Origin of the sequence: Nitrosomonas nitrosa, assembly GCF_003051105.1 — a bacterium.
Taxonomy (GTDB): domain Bacteria; phylum Pseudomonadota; class Gammaproteobacteria; order Burkholderiales; family Nitrosomonadaceae; genus Nitrosomonas; species Nitrosomonas nitrosa.
Window position 1 is genome coordinate 1 of record NZ_QAOO01000033.1, and the last position, 26,145, is coordinate 26,145.

Below are 26,145 nucleotides of genomic sequence, written 5' to 3' on the forward strand. Positions count from 1 at the left end.
ATCCATCAGCCCAGAAAGAAATTTAATGAGGATACATTGCGTGAATTGACCGAAACCGTTAAGTTAAGAGGCGTGAAATCGCCGATATCGGTACGCCCGAATCCGGATAAACCCGGAGCTTATATCATCAACCATGGCGCAAGGCGCTATCGTGCCTGTATCAATGCCGGGTTGAAAACGATTCCAGCGTTCATCGATACCGATTATAGTGAAGCTGATCAGGTGATCGAGAACCTGCAACGGGATAACTTGACATCGAGAGAAATCGCCGACTTTATCGGGCGGCAGCTTGCTGCCGGGAAAACCAAATCTGAAATTGCCAAACGCATCGGTAAAACCAATCCCTATATCACCACACATGCCGCGTTGCTCGATCTGCCGGATCCTATCAATGAAGTCTATCAGTCGGGAAGATGCACCGATGTAACGGCAATTTATGATTTAACCCGTCTCTACAAATCCAACAAAGAGGAAGTGATCAATTGGCTCAATCTCAGTGCGCCGGAAGAGATATCGAGACTGGATGTGAAACATTTCAGCAAATTCCTGGAGCAGAAGAAAAAGCAAGGTTTCAGTGAAACAGAAGGGCAGTCCCAACAAGAGGAAGATAAATCCATTACTGCCGCCAACCAGCATGAAAAAAAACAAAGCGCGCCGGTTTCATTGCTTGATTCGATTTACCACCTGATCAAAAAAGACAAACGCAAGCCGCAGGATTTGATACGTGATTTATCCAAAGACGATAAAAAGCTGCTGACAACCCGAGTTAAAGGCTACTTTGAAGAAGGCAGAAATTGCTCGAATATCATTCAATATACTATCCATGCATTACAAGATGGGCGTTTCTCCGCCAAAGGCAGTGGCGCTTTGCAATTGATCGCTTTTTTATACGGCACGGAAAGATCGGCAAATTTCGATTTGTTCAAAATCCTGGATGAGCTTGCCAATCAGGAGGCAGGTCAATAAATTTGAATGCCTCATGCACATAAACTCTCTACCGCCTATTTGCTAAAAGACAAACAAAAACGATGACAACTCAAAAGCTGCGCATTGTTGTGATGAATGGGCAAAAGATTATTCAGGCCTTGGTCAACAATGAATGGGAGACGACCGGCACCATCAAAAAAGCGGAGGAGGGTATCAAGCCCGGAATTTACAATATTTATCTAGCCAAGCCGCCTGGTGATAAAAAACGATATGAAGGCAAGATTGTGTATATCGACAAGGAAAATGTGGTCTTTTATCAGCAAGCTGGGAAGGATTTTATTGTGCATCGATTGAATGCTGTTGATGGTAAGCCTGTTGCGGGGAAGGATATGATTATTGAGTATGATGGGGAGAAGGCATGTTTGACCCAGATGGACTCCCATAAAAAGACTAGAACGGTAAGAATTTAATGCGATTCAAAAATGGAGCTAAATATAGAGAGGATATGCGGCACTAATGATTCACTTGCTCATTTTTTCTGCTTGTTCTTAAGCATCTTCTCGAAGTGGCAGTTCCGTTAAACTGAACCTATACTTCGACATCCAGGCCCGGATATCTGGCTTCTGCCACCGGTTTGAGGCGTTACCTGGATCTGGGTGTTGATCCGCTCCTTTAGGGCTGGTACATGCGAAATAACGCCGATCAGCTTGCCGTCCTGCTGCAAGCCTGCGAGGGTTTCCAGGGCGGTGTCGAGGGCTTCCTCGTCCAGGGTGCCGAAGCCTTCATCCAGGAACAGCGAATCCACCCGGACATTCTTGCTGGCCATATGGGACAACCCAAGCGCCAGAGATAGGCTGACGATGAAGCTCTCGCCGCCGGAAAGATTCTTCGTGGACCGTATCTCACCAGCTTGATAGTTGTCGACCACGTTGAGTTCCAGGGGTTGAACGTCGTCTCGGGCCAGCAAGTAGCGGTCGGTCATTTTCTGCAATTGCCGGTTGGCGTGACCAATCATCATTTCGAAGGTCAGACCCTGAGCAAAATTGCGGTACTTCTTACCGTCTGCGGAGCCGATCAATTCGTGCAGGTTTTCCCACCTGCGGCACTCTGTTTTCTGGGCTTCGATAGCTGTCCGCTTTTCCTTTATCCGCTCTTTTGCAGCTGTATTCTCACTTAGCCTGTGCTTGAGACCGGCAATGATGTCCCGCAGCTCTTTCAGGGCTTTCTCGTGCTCTTTGAATTGCGGCTCGAGCTCTTCCAGCGACTTGTCGGTGATCTTTCGGGCCATTTCCGTGGTCAAGCGCGTTTCCCGATCCTTCTGCCTGGCTTTCAGATCTGTTTGACGCTCATCCAGATCCTTGGCCGTAGCCGTCAACTTCGCCCGAGCTTCAGGGGGCAATATGGCCGCCAAAAACTGTTCTTCATTTGAAAATCCCACAGGCGCAAGCGCTGCGGAGAATTCTGTTTCAAGCTTTCTCAGTTCCGGCTCTCGTTGCTCGAAACGTTTCTTCAGAGATTCGACATGGGCCTTCGCGGTATTCCATTTTTGTTGGAGCTCATTATGCCGTTCTCTGACCTGCTTTTCGGAACCTTCGGCATCAGAAATCGCCTTGTTTAAACGGCGCTCCTCATCGTCCGGATTCTTGTCGCCGTACAGGGCATTACGCTCATCACTTCCAGCGGCGAGTTCCTTTTTCAAGGTTTCCAGACGCTCCAGCTTTTCGGCTAGGGCGGTGCTTTGAGTTTCGATAACCGCATCCAGCCGCTTTACCTCGCTGCCGATGTCGGCAATCTGTTTCTCGATGTCCGCCTTTTTCTTTACCTGGGCCTGCCACGCCTTCAGTCTCACTCTGAGGGTTTCGATCAGAGATGAAATGTCCGTTTCAGGGATGTCCGAAATACCAAGCGGCTGGAGTTTGGCAGAGACCGACTGCCTGCGTTCGGCAAAATCAGCACGGAGTTTCACCAGGCCGTCCTTCACCTCGGCCAGGGCTTTCTCGGCGGCCTTCTTGTCATTAGCCGCTGCTGACTCCAGCTTCTCAGCCTCCGTCAGGTTCTTGCGGGCCAGGCTTTCTGCTTCTTCGAGTTTCTTGATGGCGGCTTCCTGATCCTCGGCTTTGCCAATCAGTCTGGTCAGTGCGTCGATCTTTTGTTCGGTTTCATCGGGGGCGGGTACATTCCCTTCCGCGAAGGGGTGTTCGGTCGCGCCACAGAGTGGACAGGGCTTGCTGTCTTCCAGTTTTGCCCGATGATCTTCAAGCTCCGCAATTTTCGTCAGGAAGGCCATTTCTCGCAGCAGGGTTTCCTTCTCGGTGCGATATTCCCGCAACAAGCGGTCCCCCAGTAGCTGGCTCAAAGCATCCTTCGCCTGCTGAAACTGTTTTGAGGCGTCCTCCAACTCCTGCTTCCGGATGCCGGATTGCTTCTGACAGTCCTCGAGTGATTTTGCCGCCAGTTCCAGAGTCGTATTGGCCGTTTCTTGAGCGGCCGACTTTTGAACGATTTCATTTTGCTTGGAGAGCAGGCCGCCGATCTGTTCTTCAACGCCAGCCAGACCGCTGATCAGCCATTCATCCCGCGCATGCTCCTTGAGATAGCTGTCCACAAGATCCAGCGCCCCATTAGCCTTGGATCGTTTTTCCTGCTCTTCGAGCTGGGCTTTTTTGTCTGCATCAATCTTTGCCACAGCCTTCTTACAGCCCTCATCCTCTTCCGAAACGGCCTTTTTCTGATCGGCAAGTTTCTGGTCGAGGGAGCGAATCTTCTGCAATGTAGGCGCGGCCGCTTTCAGCTCTTCTTTGGCCCGAGCGGTTTGTTGATCAGCCGATTTCAGTGCCTCGGCCTGTTCCTTGGCGGAGGATTCCAGTCCAGGAAGAGCCTCTTCCTCAGCTGTCAAGCCTGCTCTATCATCCGCCTGCTGTTTGCGGGTGGCTGTGAGCGTCGCGTATGCGCCGTCCAGTGAGGCGGCGCTCAAAGCCCGGCCCAGCTTTTCACGGTCCGGTTTGAATGCCTCGATATCGCCCTGCAGCTTGCTCGCTTCATCGGCCAGGTTGATGATTTCCTTCTTCAGCCCATCGATGGTGGTGAGCCAGGCAATGGCCTTCCCGGTGTCAGCGGATTTGGCGGCAAGGTCTGTCTCTTCCTTCTGCTTTGTCTCGAGTGTCTGCCCGATCTCTTGTTCCTGCTCCGGGTCAAGAATCACGATACCTGCCGTTTCAGCCTGGAGCAGGTTCAGTTTTTCCCGCTCCTCACATTGGCGCTCATGGACACGGATGGATATCTGGCTGTAGATCTCTGTGCCCGTTATCTGCTCCAGAATCGGAGCACGATCATCCGGTGCCGCCTGAAGGAACGCGGCAAAGCCGCCCTGGGCCAGCAACATGGAACGGGTGAAACGATCAAAGTCCATGCCGGTAGCCGACTCGATCTGGTCGGCTACACCTCTGATCTTGGATTCAAAGATTTCGCCGGAATCGGCATTGGCAATTTCGTGTTTCGGGGCCTGGAGTTCGCCATCCGGCTTCTTGCGTGCCCGGTGTTGGCTCCAGTGACAGCGGTAACGCCCGGTCTGGGTTTCGAAGGTCACCTCGGCAAAACATTCGCCGGTCTGGCGGGACATGATTTCGTTTCCGCTCTTGGTGACCTTGTTCAGGCGAGGCGTCCGCCCATAAAGGGCGAGGCAAATAGCATCGAGGATGGTGGTCTTCCCCGCGCCGGTGGGGCCGGTGATGGCGAAGATGCCGTCAGACGCGAAGGCCGGATGCATCAGGTCGATTTGCCATTCGCCGACCAGTGAGTTCAGCTTCTTGAAGCGTACCTGCAGTATTCTCATCGACAGCCTCTCTATTCCGCCTGCACATCGTCTTCATAGAGAGACGAGACCGTTTCCTGGTAGGCCCGAAGCAGCTCCGGCCGCTGCTCTTCGGGCACGTCATGGACGGCGAGGCATCGTTCGAACACGTCGTTCACGTTCAGATCGTCGAGCGTTTCCTCTTCATGGATTTGGCCCAGAACGCGGTCGATGATGCGGTTGTTCTTTATCCGGAGAATTTCCATTTGGGTGCCGGAAATAGCTGCCTCCAGGCGCTCACGCAGGTCGCCAATGACTTCGTCGCCTTCGTAGATGACTTCGAGCCACCCTTGGAAGCCAGTTGCCGACAGTTCGAGAATGCGGCTTGAGATGCCGTTCCAGTCTCCCTTGACGCGCTCGAGCTTTTGAAACACCGGCACATCGACCAACTGTACGGATGCAGCCGTGCTGTGGAATTCAACCTGGCAAACGCTCTTCTGTTGTTTTGCCTCTCCAAATCCCATAGGCAGAGGAGAGCCGCTGTACCGTATGGTCTCAAGGCCGTTTACCTTCTGCGGAACGTGGAGGTGTCCAAGCGCCACGTAGTTGAAGCACGCAGGGAAGATCCCGGCAGTCACATGAGCAAGAGATCCAACATAGAGTTCGCGCACGCCATCTCCGTCGACGGTTTGTCCTCCAGCGGTAAACAGGTGTCCCATGGCAACGATGGGGATATCAGCTCCGAGTTCCTTACGCTTCTGTTCAGCCAGAGCGGCGACGGTGGCGTAATGATTTCGGATGCCGTCAATCAGCTTCCGCTCCTTATCTTCGACACTCTCACCAGCTTCCGCCACACGGATATCCCGGTCGCGGAGGTATGGCACGGCGCAGACAATCAGTTCCGGAGTATCCTGCCCATTACGGAGCACCAGCACTTCTTCTTCCGAGGCTTCGGTGCTACTGCCGATTATGTGGACATCAAGGGCTTTGAGCAGCTCCTTGGGGGCATTGAGGAATGAAGGCGAATCGTGGTTACCTGCCACGATAACAACATGCCGACACGATGACGCGGCCACCCGGCACAGGAAACGGTAATAGAGCTCCTGAGCGCGATTGCTTGGAGCACTGGTGTCAAAGACGTCACCCGCCACAAGCAGGGCATCGATTTTATTCTGCTGAATCGTCTCTGCCAGCCAGGCCAGGAACACCTCGAACTCCTCGTAGCGTTTTCTGCCGTAAAGGGTTCGGCCGATGTGCCAGTCAGATGTATGAAGGAGTTTCATTGCGCCCCCTCAATTTTTGCACCCATTCCTTCGAGGGAATCCTCGTTCGAACCTATACTTTTAAGCAAAGCCGAATACTGATCCTTATCTTCTTTTAATCTTTCAATTATTTGCCGTGCGGCGGTCTGCATCTCAGGTACTTCAACCGGCGTTGAGCCGCGCTCGAAGACTCCGCATAAATGGGAATATTCGTTATTGATTCTGTCAGTTAAAACGGCGGGTATCTTTTCTTCACCGAAGAAAAGATGCAAAGTCTTCGAGGTCATCCCCTGATCTGGATACTTGTAATATAGGTAAATCTCGAAGAATTTTCTGGCATTATTCGCGAAGTTGTAGAAAGTTGTAAAGTTGTTGTCGTCAACGGTATTGATCGCAGCACATTTATGTATTTGATGGAAGAGGTAGTTGAATTCGGTTACATATTCTTTCAGGTACTTTGGCATTATCCCGATGGTTGATGTCTTGTCTTGGCGGATTACTACGAAATAACCCTTTTGATAGTCCTTTTCCTTCCTATCATCGCCAAGATACTTTCCATTCAATCTCTTTAAATATTTCAGAAAATCGAGGTTATGCGTTGATACAAACAACTGCTCGAATCTTTCACTGGAAACGATTTCTGCGTTTAGCAGACTGTAAACAAAGAAAATATGGTTTCCATCGAGCGATGATATCGGATCGTCAATCCAGATGATCGGTTTTGAATCCCTTGTGTCGATATCGTCGAGTTTCGCGAGAAAATAGCAAAATGCCAACAGGCTGCATTCCCCTTCACTCAGATAGTAGGCTTTCTTACCGTCCCGGATGACTTCAAATCGGATTCGCTTGGATTCCTCCCCGGCAATTTCATCCTTCTTGGCTTCCAGCGAAAGAAATTGGTGCCCAAAGAAGTTGTTCAAATATTCATTTACCTTCTTTGCGCCTTTTTCCTCGTCATTCAGTTCGCGCTTCTTGGACGTGATTAGCTCTTCTTTCTGACGGATGTCTTCTTCGATGCGGTCTTTTTCTCGCTTGGCTTCATCAAACTTGCTCTTGACGCCTTCAATCGAAGAAAGCTGCTCTTGGTATCGGATGGTGACGAGATAGTCTGATACTTCCTTTAGCCGCAAAGCCTCTTTGGCTTTTGTCTGCTCCGCGCTTAACGAGTTTGAAAAGGTATCGGATTCGCTTCGAATCTCATCATATAAATTCCAGGCGGCAACCAGACCGCCAGAGGCAGCATCTGGTTTTTCAAACGTCTTAGGGTTGAGGATGTCATCTTTCCTGGCCTTTAGCTGAACAGTTAGCGCCTCTAGGGATTTTGCGTACTTGCCAACAGCGTCTTTTAGCATTTTATCCAGTTCGTCGATCCTTCCGTGGAATTTTGAATAGAAGCGGGCTTTGTCCAGGGATAACGCGGCAGCTACTGCACTCTTCTCCGCTTCAATTCCGGCTATCAGTGCGTCAATATCCTTTTCAAACTTTTCAGACTCTTCGTCAAAGTGCCTCTCCAGTTTCACCCAGCGTTCCTCAGTGATAAAGTTGCCACAGAATGCGCAATTTACGCGCTTGTCTTTGTGGTGAGTGCGGCCGTCGTTGACCCATCGGTTCAGAATGGCGTCTTTGACCAGTTCTTCGATTTTGTCAGATTCGCTGATCTTCTTGGTTACAAGAGTTTCGGTTTCATCCGCCAGAATCGAAACATTGAGACTAGGGGCATGGAAGGGAGGGATAGGCTGGAGTGTCTTTTCGGAGATCAGTTTTTCGCATTGTGTTAGTTGTTCATCAGTTGGCAGTTGATAGTTAGCATCCAGAACCCTTTCAATATCTGCTCTGAGCTTCTGGATGTTATAGTTTTGATCCCCAAAACGCTCCGGTTTGTACCTAATGCCGATATTTTTGTCATTGGCCTTATTACCTAGTTGCTTCTCAAGGGCGTCATTGGCTGTTTTGTACTCTTGGCTTGCATTGTTGAATTGCGTTTTCGCAGTAATTTGCTGCGCGTACAAGCCGGATTCTTTTCCTCCCCCCTTTGAGCCAAGTTCACTTTCAAGCGCTTCGATTTCCCTCTCGATTTTATTGTTGTCGTCACCGAGGATGGCGAAAGGCTCAATACTGTCATCCGGGTTGGTGATGAAGCGCAGGTTGTCTCTGACAAAGTCTTCATTGAATACCCGAATCTTTTTGCCGTGGGCTGTAGGAGTGCTTTGCGTTGTTTGAGTGCCATCGACAAATGTAACAACAAACGATGGATTTTCAAATTTATCGGATAGTCCCCCGGTCTCCATAGCGCGGAGTATGCGCGACAATGTCGTCTTGCCTGAATAATTGCGACCGTAAAGGATGTTGATCTTTTTAAACTCAGCAACATTGTTGCCTTCATCTCTGACAGATGAGGCCCAGCGGAAGTCTTGAAAGACCGCCATGTTTCGTATTGTATCAATCTTCTTTATTTCACCACTCATCTCAGCATCCTGCAGTCTCTCTACTCGTGCCTAATAAACGACACTTCGAAAGCTTTACATGAGCGGTATTGCTGCAGCCGATTGGTGAAGGTAAAGACATCATTCATATCATAGTGCTGAAAGATATCGAGGCCACGATCCAGAGAGATTTTCCAGCCGTGGTCGGTCACGATGTGACGGGCATGGATAGTGCCAGTGCCGTCGAACTCCCAGGTGAAGTTCACGCCCACCGCACTGGCAGACTCCTTCATCTTGTCGAAGTTTTCCTTCTGCTGTTCGCCTTTGAACTCATCTTCAGTCGTCACCAGATGAACGGCCACTTCCTCATCCGGAGCCTTGTGCCTGACCACGGTCTCCAGAAATTCCATGAAGTTACGCATTTGGTAAAACAGGCGGATGTATGGATCGGTAACCTTGATCGCAGTCGCTCCCTTGAGATAGGGTCCTAGCAGCGTATCGAAGGAGAGGCCCTTCTGGTTCTCCTGGAATGTAAGGTGTTTTTCCTTGAGGGCGGATTCGGCTGGTGCAAGCGTCTCGGGCTGAACCGGTTGCGCACTGGGTTTTGCAGTTTCAGAAACTTCGCCGTCTTCGGTCTCGTCTATGGTTTTGTGGTAGTAGAAGTTGGGATATTCCTCCTCTTCAAGCGTGGTGACGGGTTTGGTCTGTCCACTTGCGTCAAGATAGGAGAAACGGACATTGCCATAGGTCGAATCGATTCGCATCAGTTGGTCTTTGACGCGCTTGCGGCCTTCAATCGCGAACCGCAGCAGTTCCTCGACCTCTTCCTCGGTCGCTCCCCCATGCGGAAAAAGAATCTTCATCAAGCCTGAGAATGTTTTGTTGATGCCATCGCGGTCCCGCGTCGAGATATCGGAGGAGAGGGAGAAGTGCTCCTTGTAGCGGTCCGAGTAATCGTGATTGCGCAGCGAGCGAAGGATCTCGGCCAGGTAGTCCACCACGAAGCCGTAGCCGTTGGAAAACATCTCGCCCCGGATGATGTCGACCTCCCAGCCCGGGATATAGAAATGGATGCGGTCAAGAAATGCGGAGTCGTAGAACTTGTCGGGCAGCTCGCAAAAAAGGTCCGAGTGTTTGAGCATGTAGGGCACGGTGTGCTGAGTGTTGCCCACGAACACCATGGAGGCCTCCGCGCCCAGCGTCTCGACACCCCGCGAGAAGGACTTATTGGCCATGTAGTTCTTCATGATGTCAACCAGGGCCTTGTCCACGCGTTTTTGCTTTCCGGCAAACTCGTCGAAGGCAACGCAATCCCAGTAGCCGACCAGGCCGATCTTTCCGGAAGAGTTGTTCACGAACAGCTTGGGAACCGTAACCTCGCCGCCGGAGATCAGGATGCCGTGTGGCGAGAATTCCGAGTAGATGTGAGATTTACCGGTCCCCTTGGGTCCAAGTTCGATCAGGTTGTAGTTGCGTTCGCAAAACGGGATCAGGCGGACCAGTTGGGTCAGCTTGCTGCGCTTGCCGAACATCTCCGGGTTGAAGCCGATGCTTTGCACCAGCAGGTCGATCCACTCGTCGGTGGTGAATTGTTTGCGGGCCTCAACATAGCCGTCGAAATCGAAATGGGAGAGCTGGATCGGCTTGAGGGTCGACAAGATCCAAGGGCTGGCGCTTTTGTCTTCGGTGAACTCATATTCCAAATCAGCAATGCACCACACGCCGCCGACCAGAAGCTTGGGGTGCTTTTTTACCGTTCCGGAATCAACCAAGACCTCTTTGATGCCCAGGTTAGAGAACTGCGCCTCGTAGACATCCTTCTTATCGTTCAGGTCAACGCTGATTTTGTCGATGACCTTGTAGCGCCCCTTTTCCTTGATGTTCGAGCGAACCAATCCGGCTTCGTTCCGGTGAACATAATGCTTGGCAAGGATCTCCTTGACCGTCTCGATACCGGTCTGGATGGTCGGCTCATCGCTGGTGGCGCAATACTGGCCCAGCAGGTATTCCAGCACGTAGGAGGGAACGATGGCGTTGCCCTTGACCGTCTTAACGAGATCCTTGCGGACAACGAGTCCCGGGAAGTGTGTGTTGATTTTCTGGTCAAGTTCGTTCATCGGTCACCCGTCCTTTAAAAGTCGAAGTCGCTGGTAAATGAGCGCCGCATCAAGTACCGGAGCGACTTGTATTCCTTGTAATGTGAAGTCCCGGCGTGTTTTTCCTCCAGCCGTAGAATGACCTCCTGTCCATTGGCCTCGTCGGCCTTGCGGGTCAGCACGAAGCGGACCTGCAGCTCCCGCTCCCGGGGATTGTCCGAGCTCAGGTCAAAGGTCAGGTCGTGGCTGTCGGAGATCAGGTCGCCTGCCTCGGTGTAGAGGCCAGCCCGCAGCACACGCGGCTGGATCTTGTCGGTAACCGGCCCTGCCTGGTACATGGTCACTGCCAGTTGCCCGGAGGTAATCACCGAGCTCGCTCCGCGCAGGATGTCCACCTCGACGGCGGTGACGTCGCTCTGGCGCTTCTTGTTGATCTTGAGCACCGGAATCACTACCTCCTGCAACGACGCGCCGCCATGCACAAAGCGGCTGCCGGAACCCTTCAGGCGCAGGCGGTTGATCGACTTGGGAATCTGCACTTCCACCTCACCGGCAAGGCCAAGCTGCTCGGGGGTGAACTTGTGCAGGCTGGATGTTTCGGCAAGCCCCTTGCCAAGCACGAAGCGGCGATCGCGATACAGAATTACCTCTCCCTGAGCATCCACGCTGGAAAAATCGCTCTCATCCAGAGCGCGATGCTGGTAAATAAAACCATGATCCGCAGTAACCAGGATATTGTTCGCATTGGCAGCTGTCAGCTTTTTCACCAACCGAACGATGTCGGCCAACGTTTCCTCAGCAGCTTCAAATGCTCTCCCTTCGGACTGGATCTTGTCGCCTGTGTGATCAATTCGATTATGGTAGATATACACCACATCGTTGGCCTTCAGCATATCCCTACTGCTATCTCGGTCTAGCTGCATGAAACCTTCAGCTGTGACCGCCTCGCCTCGGCCGCCTAGCATAGCCCGCAAAATTTTCGTCCGGTTGGCCGTTCCTTGGGTACTTTGGCCATCCACCAGCACGGTGCCGGTCTCGTTGTCGGAAATCGCCAGCGCCTTGTTGGGTAACAGCGCCGCCATGCCGAGCTGGGTGTAGCTGGGCAGCATCGACAGTGCCGGTTCCAGCTCGGCGCTGTAGCGGTCTTCCTGGCGGATGAGGCTCAGCAACTCATCGCCGATCTCGTAGCGCATGGCGTCGGAGATGATCACGCAGACCTTGTTGTCCTTGCGCAGGAACGGCCGGACCCAGTGCTCGAAAAACTCCTTCTGCTTACGCACCGGGAAGGCTTCCCACTTCGATGCCACATCCACGAAGGTCTGGAAGCGGTCGCCCAGCTTCAGCAGGTAGTTGTTGGTATAGAGGTTTTCAATCTGCTCGGTCAGGCTGCCCATCAGCGACGCCTGTCCTGACATGCGCACGTGGTAGGTGAACTTGCGGTAGAGCTGATCGAGCTGATACCAGAAGCGGCTGTAGCGCTGCACGCCTTCGGCTAGGCTGTCCATGGCGAGTTTGGCCTCGCCCAGGGCGTGGGTAAACTGGGCGGCGTAATCGACTGCCTCGTACAGATGCCGGTATTCGCGGTACCAGTGGCCTTGTCGCCGCTGTCGAACCCAGATCGCCACGTCACCGCTGGAGGCCGTGCGGGCTGCCACCGCCCGCACCAGGTCGCTGATGATCTTCTGGTCGATCAGGCGGAAGTAATCCAGCTCGATCAACTCGCGGAAATCCCGCTTGGCCAGATCCTGCTCAATGCCGAGGACCTCGGCGCATTCTCCCGAGAGGGTCTCGAAGCCGCCTTCGAATTGACGGCTGTCTTTCCAGCGCTTGAGAAACACCATGGCGTCGCCGGTCAGTTTCACCTGGCCGTCGGTGCCCATGGCGTAGCAGGACTTGAACAGCTCAATGGCGAAGTCGCGGATGCTCGGCTCGTCGGACTTGTAGCCATAGCAGCGGGTCATCTGTTCCCAGAGGAAACCGTCCAGGCTGCACCGGCCAACCAGCTTGATCTTCTCGTCCCGGCCGTCGGCCAGTTCCTGCAGCAGGTTTTCCACCACCGCATCCATGCGCGGCTCGCTGCCGGTGCATACCGCCAGCATCTTCAGGCGAATCTGTCCGGCGGTGTCGTCGGCTTTCAGCAGCTTCTTGAGGGCGTCCTTGCGCTTGATCGCCTGGAAGAACTCCGCATGAGCCTGCACCACATCCGTGAACTCCAGGCCGAGCTCCAGTTCGGACAGCCAGATGGCCACCTGATCGGTGCGGAACTCGCCATGGGCCAGCTGGACGTCCAGCAGCCAGTTATCCAGATCGGCGGGCTGAGGGCCTTCGCGGTAGAGCAGGAATTTCTGTTCCGGTTGCTCGCGCAGCAGCCTGTACTTGATGCCGTACTCGTTGTTGATCAGCTTCAGCTTCTCGACGCCGGGAAGCTGAAGCGCATCGAAGTCGTCGCGCAACTCCTGCTTGGCGTCGTACCAGAAGACGATCCGGTGCCGGTCGAAGAGTTTGGTCAGGGCCTGGGCAATGCGGTTTTCCATCAATGGCGCTCCTTAATCCTCTTTCGCATCCAGGCCGACGATCTTCTTCAAGGCCGCGCCGAGTTTGGGGTAGTTGAGCTTGACGCCGTCGTCGAGGTCGATCTCCACCTGCTCGGTGGCCAGCGGGTACAGCACCTCGCGCTCGTACTCCTCCAGCTCGGCAATCATCTTGGTGATGTTCTCGATCTCCTTCAGGGCCTTGGTCTTCTCGCCCTGGGAGGCGCTGGCGCTGATGCTGACCGCCTCCAGATGGTTCTTGTGGGCAGTAAGCTTGGTGCGGAACTCGCGCAGGTAATCGTTGAGCACCACGCTGACCGTATCCGGGCGGTAGCGGTGCATGTAGATCAGCGCGTTGAAACTGCCCTTGGGGCTGGAGAACAGCCAGTAGATGGGCCGCTTCTTGTAGCGCTTCACATGGTCGGTGTAGAACTCGCCCAGGAAGTAGTCGCGGATGCTGTAGTTACGCTTGCCCTTGATGTTCAGCGCCTGCTCGACGAACCGAAGGTTTTCCTCGTAGTGTGCCTCGCCAAAGGCCACGCGCAGGAACCTGCGGAAGCGCTCGGCAATGTCGTCGGTGAACCAGTCGCCGTCGAGCATGGGGATGACGTTGTCGTCATCGGCCGGGAAGCTCGGCTCCGGAACCCGCTTCAGGTAGTCCTCGATGGTCTCGCCCTGGTTGGCCAAGATCAGCCCCGGCCTGTCCAGCGCGTAGCGACCGAACATGCAGCCCACGGCATAGGAGACCAGCTCGCGCATGGTGTCCGCCAGCAGCAGGGCCTCCAGCTCGTCCTCGCTCTTGTCGTTGCCGTAGCGGTAGTGCGGGTTGCAGGTCAGGGTGATCTCGTTGAGCGGCACCTCGGGCGTCAGCTCGTCCTGCAGGCCATAGGCCTCGATGAAGATGCGGTTGTTCTCTTCCTCCAGCCGCTGCATCTCCAGCGTCATCTCTTGCCAGTGGGCGCGGAGCTTCTGGTAGGTGGCCTTTAGGGTCGGTTGGTGGTTGTCGGGATCCAGTAACGGCAGGCCCGTGAAGTCCCAGGAGGTTTCGTAGGCGTCCCAGTCTGACTTGGATAGTGAAATTAGCGTATTAATTCTGAGTTCATCTTCGGACGTTTCCTGCGAAACAACAGCTCGTACTGGAACATTTCCCACTGGCCCTTGAGAGAAGTCCATTGTTGGGGCCAAAACCCCAAGAAAAGTGGTACTGACCTTGCTATTTAGGAAGGCCATAATCTTCTTGATAGGCTGCCCTTGTCTCGTAAATAGCACTGGGCCTTTGGAATCAAAAATGAAGCCTTCAGGGCAGTATCTACCGTTGAACGAGGACACAGTCAGACTGGTCCATGTCATACCTTCTTTAAGGTAATAGCTTGGGTTTCGAATGACTGCCTTAGGGTCTGCCTTCAAAGCAGCTCCATTATTTAGCCAGTCGATTACTAATTCGTGATTACCAAACCATTTTCGGAACGCCCCTCCTTTTTGATATGGAAACCATCGTTTTGAAAAGCTGCCATTATCTTCATTTCTATGCAGAGCAATTTTTGAGTGTGCTGCCTCGCTCCAAGAGCGAAGATACTTGTCGTTGTTCGCGGTCGCCAAACCTTGCCTCGGTTCGGCTATCGCAGACATTAATGTGTCACTTCTAAAGGCTATTCTTGTTTTTTCACTTATTGAAAAAGCGATAGGCTTGCTAGGGATTTTGTCGAAATCATCTTGATCGATCGATACCTTCCAAGCGCACTCCTTCGAGTTAATTGCCTCTAGTGTTTTTGGGCCTTGCTTCGATGCCCCGTAAAACTCTCCCAAATCTATGTAGACTCCACGCCGACCATTGGACTTGGTTTTTCCAAGGACGAATGCACAAACAGGAACATATGCAGATTCAAAGAAAGAGTGATATTCAGGCTGTACTAAACAGGCAATCCACCGGTTAGACAGGAGTTTGGCGCGAAGCCCTTCAAATGACTTCAATGACATCCATGTGAACGGAGTCATTAAACCAACAAACCCATTCGGAAAGACAAGTATCTCAATACGTTCTATAAAAATAGAATAAAGATCGGTCTTACTGTCTGGAAACTCAGCTCTCGCATAGTCACTTAATTTCTGATTCATCCCCTTACCACCCATATACGGCGGATTGGCAATCACCACATGGTATTTTGGACACAGGTAATCGGCCTGCCGCAGGGCTTGCAGCACCTTCTGATGTGTCATGCTGATAAACAGCTGCCCGGAGACGTTTTTTGACTCCAGAATCCTGAGCATGCCGTCCACATCGGTGACATCCGGGCGGATCAGGGAGCCGAAGTTGTCGGCCTCTTCAAACTGGCGCAGGGTGGTTTGCAGTGGCGCGGTGAACAGGTCACGGCCGACAAAATCCATGTAATCCTTCAACTCATTGCCGTCAAATTGGACATTTTCCAGCACGCAGATGTTCGGCTTGACGCCCTTGTTGAAGAAGCGACGCTGCCTGGCGCGAGCCTTCATGGTCAGCGCAAAGGCCGCCAGCTCCCCAGCTCGTTCGTCGATCTCGATGCCGAAGAGGTTATTGGTGAGGATCTTCTCCGGAATCTCAGCGGGCTCGTAGCCTTCCTCCTCGTAGATGGCATAGAGCAGGTCAAAGGCATAGGTGAGCATGTGGCCGGAGCCGCAGGCCGGGTCGCAGATCTTGATCTCCTCCGGCGTGCTGACTTTCAGAAAGTCGGTTTCCGGTTGTTCGGGACGAATGTAATAGTCCATCTGCTCGACCAGCTTTGAGTCGGGACGGTTCAGCAGCCACAGACGGCCGAGGGAGTTTTCCACCAGGTAGCGCACGATCCAGTGCGGAGTGAAGAGCTGAGTGGCTGCCGGGATGTTCTCGGGCGTGATCTTCTTGTTCTTCTTCAGGCCGTCGAACACCTCGTCCTTTTTCTCGGAGATGTAGAACTGGTAGAGCCAGCCGATCACCTCGACATCCTCGCAGGCATCCGGCGTCATCGCCTCGCGGGTGTAGGCGAGGATGGAGTTGCCCGAGAGCAGGTCGTCAGGCATCAGCAGTTCGGCGTAGTCATCGATGCGCTGGAACAGGAACGGCATCGCCTTGTTCCAGAAGTTGCAGGCGGCGACCACCAGCAGGCGGTAAGCCTCGCCCTGCGGATCGCGGCTGGGCGCTTTGCCGTCGAGCAGGGCGAAGATCTGCTGCCGGATCTTATCGTGGACCATCTCTTCGTCGATGTGGCCCATCTTGGCTTCGGCCAGAATCTCGGGCTGGAACTGTCCCTCGGCGGGCGACACCACACCGATGCGGGTGTAGCGGTTCACGTCCATGAAGCGCAGGGCGCAGAAGCGGTTGAACCAGATGTAGGCCACCCGCTCGATGACCTGTTCCTTACCGTGGTTCTTGATAGCCTCTTCGAGTTTTTTGATGGCATCAAGGCTTTCACGCCGAGCGGCGCTGTTCTCTGCCAGCACCAGTTTCAGCTTGGCCGAGACTTGCTCCATCAGACTGCGCCGGGCGAACTGAGCGAATTTTTTGAGTTTGGTTGTTTCCATCTAAGAAACCTTTGAACCACGAATGGACGCGAATCCACACGAATAATTTTTAACCACCTGTCTTCGTGCGGACACGCACAAGCTGGCGGAATACACGGAAAGCACTGAAGGGGTGCTTGTTGCTATACACGCTTTTATGCGCCGGACGCATAAATTATGAGCGGAGCGCATATATACGCGCGGCGAGCGTATTTTTCGGACGAGCCCTGAAGGCTCTGTGCACGATTCTATGCACACCTGCAAAGGGTATAAACACGCGATGCACCTTTTATGCTTGGCGAGCATATTTACGCTCGGTGAGCATAAATATGAGCATATCGCCTCAAGCCCGCTCATAAACAGCCCCCTTATGCTCACCGATTTGCTTAATTTGACCAGCTTCTTTCATTCTGGCCAGCATGCGGTAAGCCTGATTCCGATCGAGATGGCAAAGGTCCATGACTTCCGCTCGTTTTATGCTGCCGTGCCTGTCGATGTAGTTAAGCACCATCTGCTCCTGCTGGATGGGTGCAAATCCGGCCTGGCGGATGTATTCCGATTTTTCTCCTGCCTTACGGTACAGGGTAGCGCTGAGGGTATAGGTTCGGCCTCGGCCGGTGCCGTGGGGTTCCAGAAGGCCGGTTTCCACCAGTTTTTCCAACGTCGCCCGGACATTGGCCTCCGTTTTTTGGACGGATGGAGCGAGGTCGGTTGTCGTCAAACGGCGTTCCTCACGCAGGCGGGACAGGATGATCAGGGAATCAATGGGCATGTTCCCCAGCTTGTCCTCTTGCTCAATCACCATTTTAAGAAAATTGAGGTCGGCGGCCACGTTGGCCATTTGTACGGAAACTGTGAATGCATCGGACATGGAATAATCAGGCGCCGGTCGACCATAGCGCAGCATGCCTTCATAGATGCGGTCAATGCCTCTCCCGGTGCGCTCGGCTAGGCCGATCCGCTTGATCACGTCTGCAAGTAGTGGATTACGTGAGCGGGGGTCGGCAACGAGCAGGTTGTCCAAAGTAACACCTTCGACGAATCCGCCGGGATTGCTGATAGAGAGCCCATCGCCTGTGATCTTGACATGCACGGCACCCAGACGACTGAAATCACGATGTACCAGGGCGTTGACGAAGGCTTCACGGAAGGCGCGACGATCATAGTTGGGAACCGGTACCCGGAAGAGGCCAATCTGTATCTCTTCTTCCTCGACCCGTGCCTTGAAAAGTAACTCCACTTCTTCGAAGGTTTCCAGCAGGGGTTTGCGGAAGAACTCATTCACTCTGACATCCGTGCCATGCAGCACCTGAAAGGCGACCTCGTAGGCGGGGAGATGTTGCCGCAGCAGGCTTTCGGTTCCCAACAACAGCAAACCGGCAATGGTTGGTCGCCTGACGCCGTTCACTTCGCGGCAAAGTCCCAGAGCACCATCCAGTTCGTCATCCGCCAACGCCAGCAGGGATTGTTCGCCACCGTATTTTTTGATGGCGTTACGGATGCGCAGGCGCTGCAGAGGGTCGAGTTGGCTGGCGTCTATTTCTTCAAGCACCATGGCTGAGGGATCGACGAGACCCATTGACGATTGGCGCTGGATAAACTCGTGGGGGTAGAACGGCACCGCTTCAGGTGTGCCATCAAGTCTGATCCGTCTTCGAACTAGAAGGCCATCGGAGGTCGATACCAGTTGCCGTGACTTGGGAACGGTAATCCGAGCGACAGATTTCCCCTGCAGGTCACACCGCTCTACTCTGACTGAGATGGCAGGGTTGGTCTTGTTGGCAACCAATGAAGGAATGCCTGAAACATTGAGATGGTTCGCATGTAAGCCGCTGACCGTACCATCGTCCTCAACGCCGAGCAGTAATTCGCCTCCCTCGGTATTGGCCAAAGAAACGACAGCTGCTACCAGGTCCCGGTCCGGAAGGCACTTCAGGTCGCTCTTGAACTCCAGCGCCAGACTTTCACCTTGCCGGATCAGCTTCCCGATTTCGTGTTCATTCGTGTCCATTCGTGGTTTCTAAATCTGAATCCTTTTGCCTTTCCGAATCTCTTCCAGCAGCGCCTCTCGCATGGATCTCAGGTAGCGATCTACATCGGCTTCGTCGGCCAGCCAGGCCTTACTGAAAGTAACATTGATTTTCCGAACCGAAAGATACTCAGGAGGAGGTGCTTCATTCACTTTCGTATTGTCTTTGTGGCCGTTATCCGATTGATCAACATCGTTATAATCAAGAGCAGGTTTCGGTGTTGCCAATTCCACCATTTTCGCCAAAAGTACCTGATACCCCTGTTCATCGAAGAAGCGCAAGCGATCATTGATTACCGCAATCAGGTTTTGATGCTGAATATGATTGATTAAATCCTGATAGGGCTTCAAAAGTTCGGTAGTTCTTTCATCAGGCAATTTTTGATACTCATCCATGCTCTGCATGCGTGATTTCATGGCTTCAATGGTGTTTATCGCCGACTCGCGAACGTTTTTAACCTTGTTATCCACTTCCTTCTTCAAAGCATCAAAGTCAGTCTTTAATTGCTGGATACGGTTACCCTTGAAACATGCGGGGTCTTCAAGTGCATGCTCTACTTTGTTAACTGCTTCATCATTAATATACGAGAAATTGGGTTCCTGGATACGCATAAAATCCCTGGCTTGAGCATAAATATCTCTTTGTGAACCACGCATAAACTTGCGGATAGGGTCTATAACGCTTTCCTTGATTTTAAGCAGTTCATCTTCCTGATTACCAAGCTCGGTCATATACCAGATGTAAGGCTTGCCAGTACATTCCTTCAGTTTCTTGATTGCCGGTGTCAGCGCGTTCAGGAAAGGATACTGGGATGATTGGGCAACCAGCGGAGAAAGTTGATGTATCAGTTCCTGAAACGCAATGCCCGTTTCCTTGCCGAGTGCCTTCGCTTCGCTTGAATGGGGCGGGGTGTCGAAGAAGTCCTCATAAAATTCTTTAAGGGATCGAACCTGTGATGCGGTAAATTCGACCTGAGGTTCCAGCACGACATTGGCATGGCCATGAGTATTACGCATTGCCCTTTCCAGTTCATCTTCTTCCAGCAGGTTTCCATCAACACGAACTTCGATTTTTCCACGAGCGCACAGGTTGGCCAGTGTGCAAAGCACGGCAGCGTAATACCATCCATAGGGTTTGCGCTCGAATTTTTCCAGCATATTTTTCAGCGTGGTGCGTACACCACTTCGGTTATTGCTTTGAATGAACGCCAACAGTTCCTGTTCCGACTCGGCCAGCGAGGTGGTATCGTTGCCAAACAGTCCTTGCTGTGATTGCTTGAGATATTTGGTGATATCGTTCTCGATGTAGGTGATGCCGCGCAACATGCGAAGGTTCGGATAGGCACGTGAGATGAGATCGTGAAATCCGCGTGTCACCCGATGCTGTGCATCTTCAGAGCCAATTTCGATATCGGCCCCTGCCACGAGCAACTTGGCTTTGCCCATCAGGTTCTGGACGCGCTGTTGCAGTTCATCATATCGCTCCCGATTCTGGAAGCCTTTGTCTGTCAGGATGCGTTTCACGGCTTCCTGCTGCGTGGTCGAGATATTCTGGCGGATGTATTTCTCGGTCCGTTTATACATTAACAGGTCGCGCATCAATCGCTCGTCAGCAGGCAAGATCACAAATAATTCATCAGCTTTGTATGTTGAATTTGTACGCAGCATCTGCTCGTTATCAGTGTGCTCATGGAAAGGGCTGACAACATGGATGGCCAACTCATATTCCCGTCCGTGCAAACGATCATCGAGTTTTCTGGAGAATGAGTAATCCTGGCCATTCTCATCGTAACGAATTTTCCGATGTTTAATAACGTGGTCGAAAACAATCTTCTCAAGCTCGACGGCAACATCTGATGACTCTATCTCAGTGTTCTTGATTTCCTGCTCGACATCTTTTTCCTCATCGGTGAGGTATTCATAGAGTTCTCCATTGCGCTGCACATAAGTCTGCTGCTCCAAAAGACTGAGGGCTTCTTCAATCTGTTTCCTCAGCGCAGGCAGATCCTGATTAAATCCATCCAGCATTAGCACGCAAAGATTCCGGACGGTCGGTTTGAATTCCTTGACGTATTTGACCAGGAACAGCGTTTTCAACAACTGGATTGCAAAGGGGCCTTCAAGATGGTTTTCAGCCTGTATGATGGCTCTCTGGATGTTTGATTTCAATGCAGTGCGAATGCCTTCGAACATTAAATCAAAGGTCGCTAGCTGACCAATATTATGCTCCCCAATTTGAATCGCTACCTGTTGAAACACACCCAGCATGGAACGTTCACCCACTGAGCTGTGTTTGCCCTCAAAAGCATTATGCTGCGACAGATTTTGAATGGCCGACTGGAACAGCGCGAACTGATACGGAATGAACGGGTAACTGTGAATAAAATGCTCCCGGTCCTGAAAATTCCGGTAGGTTTGCGAGCCGTCGGCGAAATCAAACAGGGTCTTAAAATTGTTGGACTGTGTATGATAAATGTCTGAGAGCAATTGAGCCCCTTCTTCGGTTTTCATGAGCAAACGCTTCTGAATAACCTCCGCTACGTCGGCACTGGTTAGTTTCATGCGATTTGCAAACCGTGCCTGTATTTTCGAGAAGTCATTACCTTGCTGTTTGCCCATCTCGCCAACAACCGATCCCATGTCTTCCTGAGCGGTTACGATGATCCATGCACGCCCCCGGCATTTGGTGGCCAGACTTTCGGCGATGGTTTGAAGATTGGTCATCAGCTTGACGTTTTCAGCGATGTACTGACCAACCTCATCAACGAAGAAGTTCAGACGGAAATCGGAGAATTGCCGCTCGATATACGCATGTACCTGTTCGGCAAAATCTTCGATGGAGACACGGTATTGGTTACGGTATTTATCGAGTATCCCCATGGCGGATAACTCGTCACCACCGGTTGCTTGGGCATAGGCTTTGGCAATGTTTTTTGCTTCGAGCAGAGCCTGCTCGCGTCCCTTTTGCCAGGTTTTGCCAGCTGTAGACTCATAGGCCGATTTAAACTGTTCAAAGTGGCCACGACTATCGAGGTCGCGCTCAAACTGGGCGATGTGCCCCTGCTTGCCGTAGTATCCGCACATTTCATCGAAAACTTTGACGAAGACGGCGAGGAGCGCATCGATCTGGGTTTTACTGATGACATCCGCTTTCTGGTCGATGTTGAACAGGATGCTTTTTGAAGGGATAGAAACCGCTCGCTTGAGATCACCGCGCAGGATTTCGTTATCACCACACTTGGGCAGGAACAGGTCAAGAGCCGAGGTGCCGTCTATCTGACGGTTTTCAAGCAAAAGCGCAAGCATCTTCAACAGGTGGGATTTACCAGACCCAAAGAAGCCGGACACCCAAACACCATTGGCACCTTCGTAGTTATTGTAGGCATCCAGGAAGGACTCAAGCCGCTTCTCGACTTCGTTGGTTAGCACGTATTCTTCAATTTCGAGGCGAAGGCTGGCTTCATCGTCAGCTTTGATGACACCTTCAATCGGTCGGTCAACTGGTTTGTTAAAAATGGCTTTAAGATAAGTCATGGTTGAATCCATTTTTGAATCATAGATTCACGCAGTTGTACATGAATTTCAGTGAAAAGAGTTTCCTGAAAAAGCGCATCTTTTTGTGTATTCGTGATCTGTATTTATCTGTGTACATTTCTGTTTTTTTTAGGGCTCGCAGTGAAAGATGTTGAATGCTCGATAGTATTTGTCGTCGCGCAGTCTACCGAAGAGATCGAGGGATGCACCAGACTCCAGTGAGTGAGAGTAGGCTCCTGGAAAGAACATGACGGTCGGCTTTTCTTTTGCCGTACTCTGCAGATTGTTCAAAACGTTGTGCGAGCGGATGTAGGGGAATACCTCGCCAACGCCGGATAGAAAAAGAACCTCGAAGTTAGTTCTTGCCAGCTTGGCTGCGATGGCTGGAACAAGATGCGCTTCGGGGTCCAGTACCCCTTGCAATAGCTCTTTGAGCTGCTCTTTGGAAACAGATTCCTCCATTTCGAGAATTTGTTCCAGAATATTGCGTTCTTTGAGTATTTCGATCGAAAGGTCGTACAGATTGATCCCTATGATCCGTACACCGGCCTGCTCTAGGCGATTGACCAGCTGACGCTGGAGGCGCTCCATTTCAACGGATTCTTCTGGCTTGAAAGGGCAGATAAAGAACGGAACCTCACTACCGAGACCTCTCATTTTGAGAAAACGCTGGCCCGAGATCACGGCAAAGAGGTGTCGAAATCTATCTTGTATTGACATTGTGGCTATATCTGCTATCACTACGTCATCCCCTTCAGATCCGATTCAAATACAGGGAAGTACAAAACATCCCTGCGGTTGCCTTGATGAATCATTTTCAACAGTCTCGGGCTGAGCATGGCAGCGTTTATCATGTTATTTGTTGTCAAGAGGTCTGCTTCGTGAAGTATTCTGAAAAGAACTTGCCGCAATTTGCTTCGCGTCGCTGGGGTAATCTCATCAAGTTCCAAGTGCCATTCGGATTTTCGGTTAAAGAAGGAATCAAAATCATCAAAGGTCAGATCGGCTTTCAATGTGATGTAACGCTCTCGAAGTACTTCAACGGCAAAATCAGCGATAAATTTATACCGACGGCAAATGGCAAGCCATAGCAGATAGGCTTGCTCTTGGTGGTTGCTCTCAACAAGAAATTCAAGTTCGTCTTGGCTCAGTGTCCTAAGCCGAGAGACAACCTCGCGGCAGACTCGCTTGAGTGTATTCAATGTCCTGGTCTGCAATAGATTTTCTGTAATAACCTTGTTGTGGACAGAATTCCAATCGCCAAGGTTAAGATACAGCACCACTAGTTTTGCGGATTCACGTTGAAAAAGACCACCGGTAGTAAATGACATGCTGTATCTGTTGTTACTCATTCTTGATCAAGTTTCCTATTTGTAGTGCTCTGCAGAGCCACCAGCCTTCAACCATGTGTCGACTTCATCTTTCTTGAATTTCCAAAGGCAGCTCATGACAGTGGTCGGGCATTTCATGTTAATTAATCCACTGTACATGGCGTCATTGCTATGCCCGAGGAACTTGCAAATCTCACTTATCAATAATTTGCGGTCATCTAAATCGGACATTTCTCAATTCAAACTCCTCGTAAGCGATTGGTGTTAAACCATGCGCTTGCAAGAGGCGAAGTAAAGGAAAACAGACGGAGTTCTTCCGATTAAATCGCCTAAAAATATAAGAATTGGCCACCTAGTGTCAAACGACATTTGCCGTTTAAAGCCGATCATCCGCTAGCAGAGTCAATGCCAGATGTCTGATGCGAGCCTGATCCTGGATCTATAAGTGGCATCCGGTAAGTCCAAGCAGGAATCGAGGCGTGCACTGAACCGCCACCACCATCAGCTGGTATATGCTGAGCCCGCCGAGACGGAAGTCATCCTTCTGGTCGATAGGAGGCAGGTCGCGCTGAGGGTCGGTGAGTTCACTGGTTCTCCGTGGATCAGATCCCAGTCGTCGGTCAGGAAGCCGAAGCGTGGCATGAGGATCTCCTGTTGCTTGAGACTGCCCATCAGTGGATCAGCGTTGTTCCGGGCTAAGGTCATGGATAACACAGGTAGTGAGGACTTGAAAATAGTTATCCTGTTGTCAATAGGAGCGGTTTTTATCACAGCTATTAATAGCTGAGTCCGGGTAAGCTGACCGTTTGCTATCGATTCATGTAGAAAAAATTCTTCGATTGTCGATTTATCCGCTGTTCATTCGACTATTCGGTAGAGCATGATGCAAAGTAACTGAAAAGCTCAAAAATTTCCCGTGAAGCTTATAGCTTTCTAAAAACACGATTATATTAAGGAGGAGGTCACAATGGAAAAGTATGTCGATGGTTATGTCATCCCAGTTGCTAAAAATAGCCTGGACGAGTATAAAAAAATCGCAGAATTAGCGGGATCGATCTGGAAAGAGCATGGTGCGCTGGAATATATCGAATGCGTGGGGGATGATTTGGACCAAGCAGAATTTGTCTCATTCAAACAAGCCGCAGGGGCTGCAGATGACGAGACAGTTATTTTCTCATGGATTGTTTTCGAATCGAAAGCACATCGCGACCAGGTAAATCAGGCAGTCATGGCAGACTCGCGCCTTGAAGAAATGATGAAGTCCAGCTCTCAGCCATTCGATTGTAAACGAATGGCATATGGCGGCTTCAAAGTACTCGTCAATGCTTAAACCGATCATTCGACCGGATTTCAATGGCACCCTAAAAAATATTTTTATACCCACATTTTTCTATCGGAGGATATGATGCGTAACCTATTATTTATTCTGATACTGATTGCTTACTGTCTCATGTTGATGCCGTCTGCTATGGCGGAGGAAAAGAAAATGGAGCAACCCATGGATCCGCAGGCAATGATGGATCTTTATACTAAGCTGGCTGTGCCAGGAGAGCCTCACAAGTTGTTTGCCAGCTTAGCGGGTAGTTGGAAGACCGAAACCAAGGAATGGATGGAGCCCGGTAAACCCCCAGTGGAATCGACCGGGATCGCTGAAATGGAAATGCTACTGGGCGGGCGCTTTCTTCAGCAGAAATTCAACGGTAGTATGATGGGCAAACCCTATTCTGGAATCGGGATCAGCGCTTATGACAATATTCTCGAACGCTATGTATCGGCATGGATGGATACCATGAGTACTGGGATTTTCATGATGGAAGGCACGGCAAGTGCGGATGGCAGAACGATTACACTAAAAGGACAACATGCCGAACCAGGTGGTGGGTATATGACACACCGCGCTATCTGGAAGATTGTCGATAACAATACTCAAACATTTGTCATGTACGGGGCTCACCATGGTGGCGAAGAAATGAAAATGATGGAAATCACGTATACACGGAAGCGATAATTTCGTATGTTGACAGCATACTCGGTTTTCTGACTTACGGTTCTGAATTTTAATATACAAGTCGTACATTATCTCGTATCTTGCTGCGCGTGGTGAGCCAGATCTTGCTGATTATTTCAGCATCTCCTGGCTCTCTATTGCAGCAATGCGAAGCTCAACTGGTGCATCAGCCGCATTATTAGGAGAAGCGCTCAAGCAAAGGCTTATTCTATTGGCGAGTGTACCACTCTTTATTGAATATGAAGCCAAGTGCACAGCGCCTGAACACTTGACTGCTGCTGGACTTACACAACTGCAATCTCAAATGTTTTTGGATGGCATCGCAGCAATAGTTCAGCCTGTTAAAACACATTATTTATGGCGACCAATGTTGCATGACCCAAATGATGAGATGGTGTTGGAAATAGCTGTAAATGGCGGTGCAGATGCCATTGTGACTTTTAATCTTAAGGATTATGGGGCTGTGCCAGAAACATTTAATATAGAGGTCATTAAACCATCTACCGCAATCAGGAGATTTAGACCCAAATTCCGCGATTGAATTTTTAATTTCTCCCGCGGATGTCCCGAAGCATGATCGCAAAAGCGAAAGCGGGCAGAAAGCAGTGGATTTGATGACGTGTATGTGCATCACATTGCTATTTTCAGTGTTGCGGGTACATTTTAGCTTTTTGATGACGAATTTATCCTTTCCGCAGTGA

The 26,145-nt window shown here is 51.3% G+C and carries 15 protein-coding genes; 5 read left to right on the top strand and 10 right to left on the bottom strand.

The features are described 5' to 3' along the window. Positions 1-966 (top strand): ParB/RepB/Spo0J family partition protein (locus C8R30_RS13740; RefSeq protein ID WP_107790383.1); only part of this gene is annotated, 966 nt, incomplete at its 5' end. A gap of 62 nt (positions 967-1,028) precedes the next feature. After that, on the top strand, positions 1,029-1,397 hold the full coding sequence (locus tag C8R30_RS13745) for a KfrB domain-containing protein (RefSeq protein WP_107790384.1): 369 nt from the start codon (positions 1,029-1,031) through the stop codon (positions 1,395-1,397). Between the two features lie 107 nt (positions 1,398-1,504). On the opposite strand, the gene C8R30_RS13750 is transcribed toward C8R30_RS13745, so the two are convergent. The 10 genes from C8R30_RS13750 to C8R30_RS13795 all read right to left on the bottom strand — a co-directional run bounded on the left by C8R30_RS13750 (position 1,505) and on the right by C8R30_RS13795 (position 23,436). Continuing rightward, positions 1,505-4,759, bottom strand: coding sequence for an AAA family ATPase (locus C8R30_RS13750; RefSeq protein ID WP_107790385.1), 3,255 nt, complete (start codon positions 4,757-4,759; stop codon positions 1,505-1,507). An 11-nt stretch (positions 4,760-4,770) separates the two neighbouring features. Further along, positions 4,771-6,000, bottom strand: a complete 1,230-nt coding sequence (locus C8R30_RS13755) for an exonuclease SbcCD subunit D C-terminal domain-containing protein (RefSeq protein WP_107790386.1) — start codon at positions 5,998-6,000, stop codon at positions 4,771-4,773. Continuing rightward, entirely contained in the window at positions 5,997-8,444 is a 2,448-nt protein-coding gene (locus C8R30_RS13760) for an AAA family ATPase (protein WP_107790387.1), read from the bottom strand. Before C8R30_RS13760 ends, C8R30_RS13755 begins: the two co-directional genes overlap by 4 nt. Positions 8,445-8,464: 20 nt before the next feature. Next, the gene (gene brxL, locus C8R30_RS13765) at positions 8,465-10,519 is read right to left on the bottom strand and encodes a BREX system Lon protease-like protein BrxL (RefSeq protein WP_107790388.1); all 2,055 of its coding nucleotides are present in this window, start codon (positions 10,517-10,519) and stop codon (positions 8,465-8,467) included. 14 nt (positions 10,520-10,533) lie between these two features. Then, positions 10,534-13,032: a BREX-1 system phosphatase PglZ type A gene (gene pglZ / locus C8R30_RS13770; RefSeq protein WP_107790389.1), complete on the bottom strand. Its 2,499-nt coding sequence runs from the start codon at positions 13,030-13,032 to the stop codon at positions 10,534-10,536. Between the two features lie 12 nt (positions 13,033-13,044). Continuing rightward, a complete protein-coding gene (gene pglX, locus C8R30_RS13775; RefSeq protein ID WP_107790390.1) occupies positions 13,045-16,563 on the bottom strand; it encodes a BREX-1 system adenine-specific DNA-methyltransferase PglX in 3,519 nt (1,172 codons plus the stop codon). A 322-nt stretch (positions 16,564-16,885) separates the two neighbouring features. Then, the gene (locus C8R30_RS13780) at positions 16,886-18,553 is read right to left on the bottom strand and encodes a DNA glycosylase AlkZ-like family protein (protein WP_107790391.1); all 1,668 of its coding nucleotides are present in this window, start codon (positions 18,551-18,553) and stop codon (positions 16,886-16,888) included. Positions 18,554-18,562: 9 nt separating this feature from the next. Then, a complete protein-coding gene (brxC, locus tag C8R30_RS13785) occupies positions 18,563-22,105 on the bottom strand; it encodes a BREX system P-loop protein BrxC (protein WP_107790392.1) in 3,543 nt (1,180 codons plus the stop codon). Between the two features lie 129 nt (positions 22,106-22,234). Beyond that, positions 22,235-22,825: a DUF1788 domain-containing protein gene (locus C8R30_RS13790; RefSeq protein WP_107790398.1), complete on the bottom strand. Its 591-nt coding sequence runs from the start codon at positions 22,823-22,825 to the stop codon at positions 22,235-22,237. 20 nt (positions 22,826-22,845) lie between these two features. After that, positions 22,846-23,436: a DUF1819 family protein gene (locus C8R30_RS13795; RefSeq protein WP_219908891.1), complete on the bottom strand. Its 591-nt coding sequence runs from the start codon at positions 23,434-23,436 to the stop codon at positions 22,846-22,848. A gap of 967 nt (positions 23,437-24,403) precedes the next feature. On the opposite strand from C8R30_RS13795, the gene C8R30_RS13810 reads away from it, so the two are divergent. The 3 genes from C8R30_RS13810 (at position 24,404) to C8R30_RS13820 (ending at position 25,985) form a co-directional block, all read left to right on the top strand. Continuing rightward, positions 24,404-24,766 (top strand): DUF1428 domain-containing protein, encoded by a 363-nt coding sequence (locus tag C8R30_RS13810; protein WP_107790396.1) that lies wholly within the window; start codon positions 24,404-24,406, stop codon positions 24,764-24,766. Between the two features lie 72 nt (positions 24,767-24,838). Then, positions 24,839-25,444 (top strand): DUF1579 domain-containing protein, encoded by a 606-nt coding sequence (locus C8R30_RS13815; protein ID WP_219908892.1) that lies wholly within the window; start codon positions 24,839-24,841, stop codon positions 25,442-25,444. 136 nt (positions 25,445-25,580) lie between these two features. Beyond that, positions 25,581-25,985: a PIN domain-containing protein gene (locus C8R30_RS13820; protein WP_258192057.1), complete on the top strand. Its 405-nt coding sequence runs from the start codon at positions 25,581-25,583 to the stop codon at positions 25,983-25,985. The last annotated feature ends 160 nt before the right edge of the window (positions 25,986-26,145 follow it).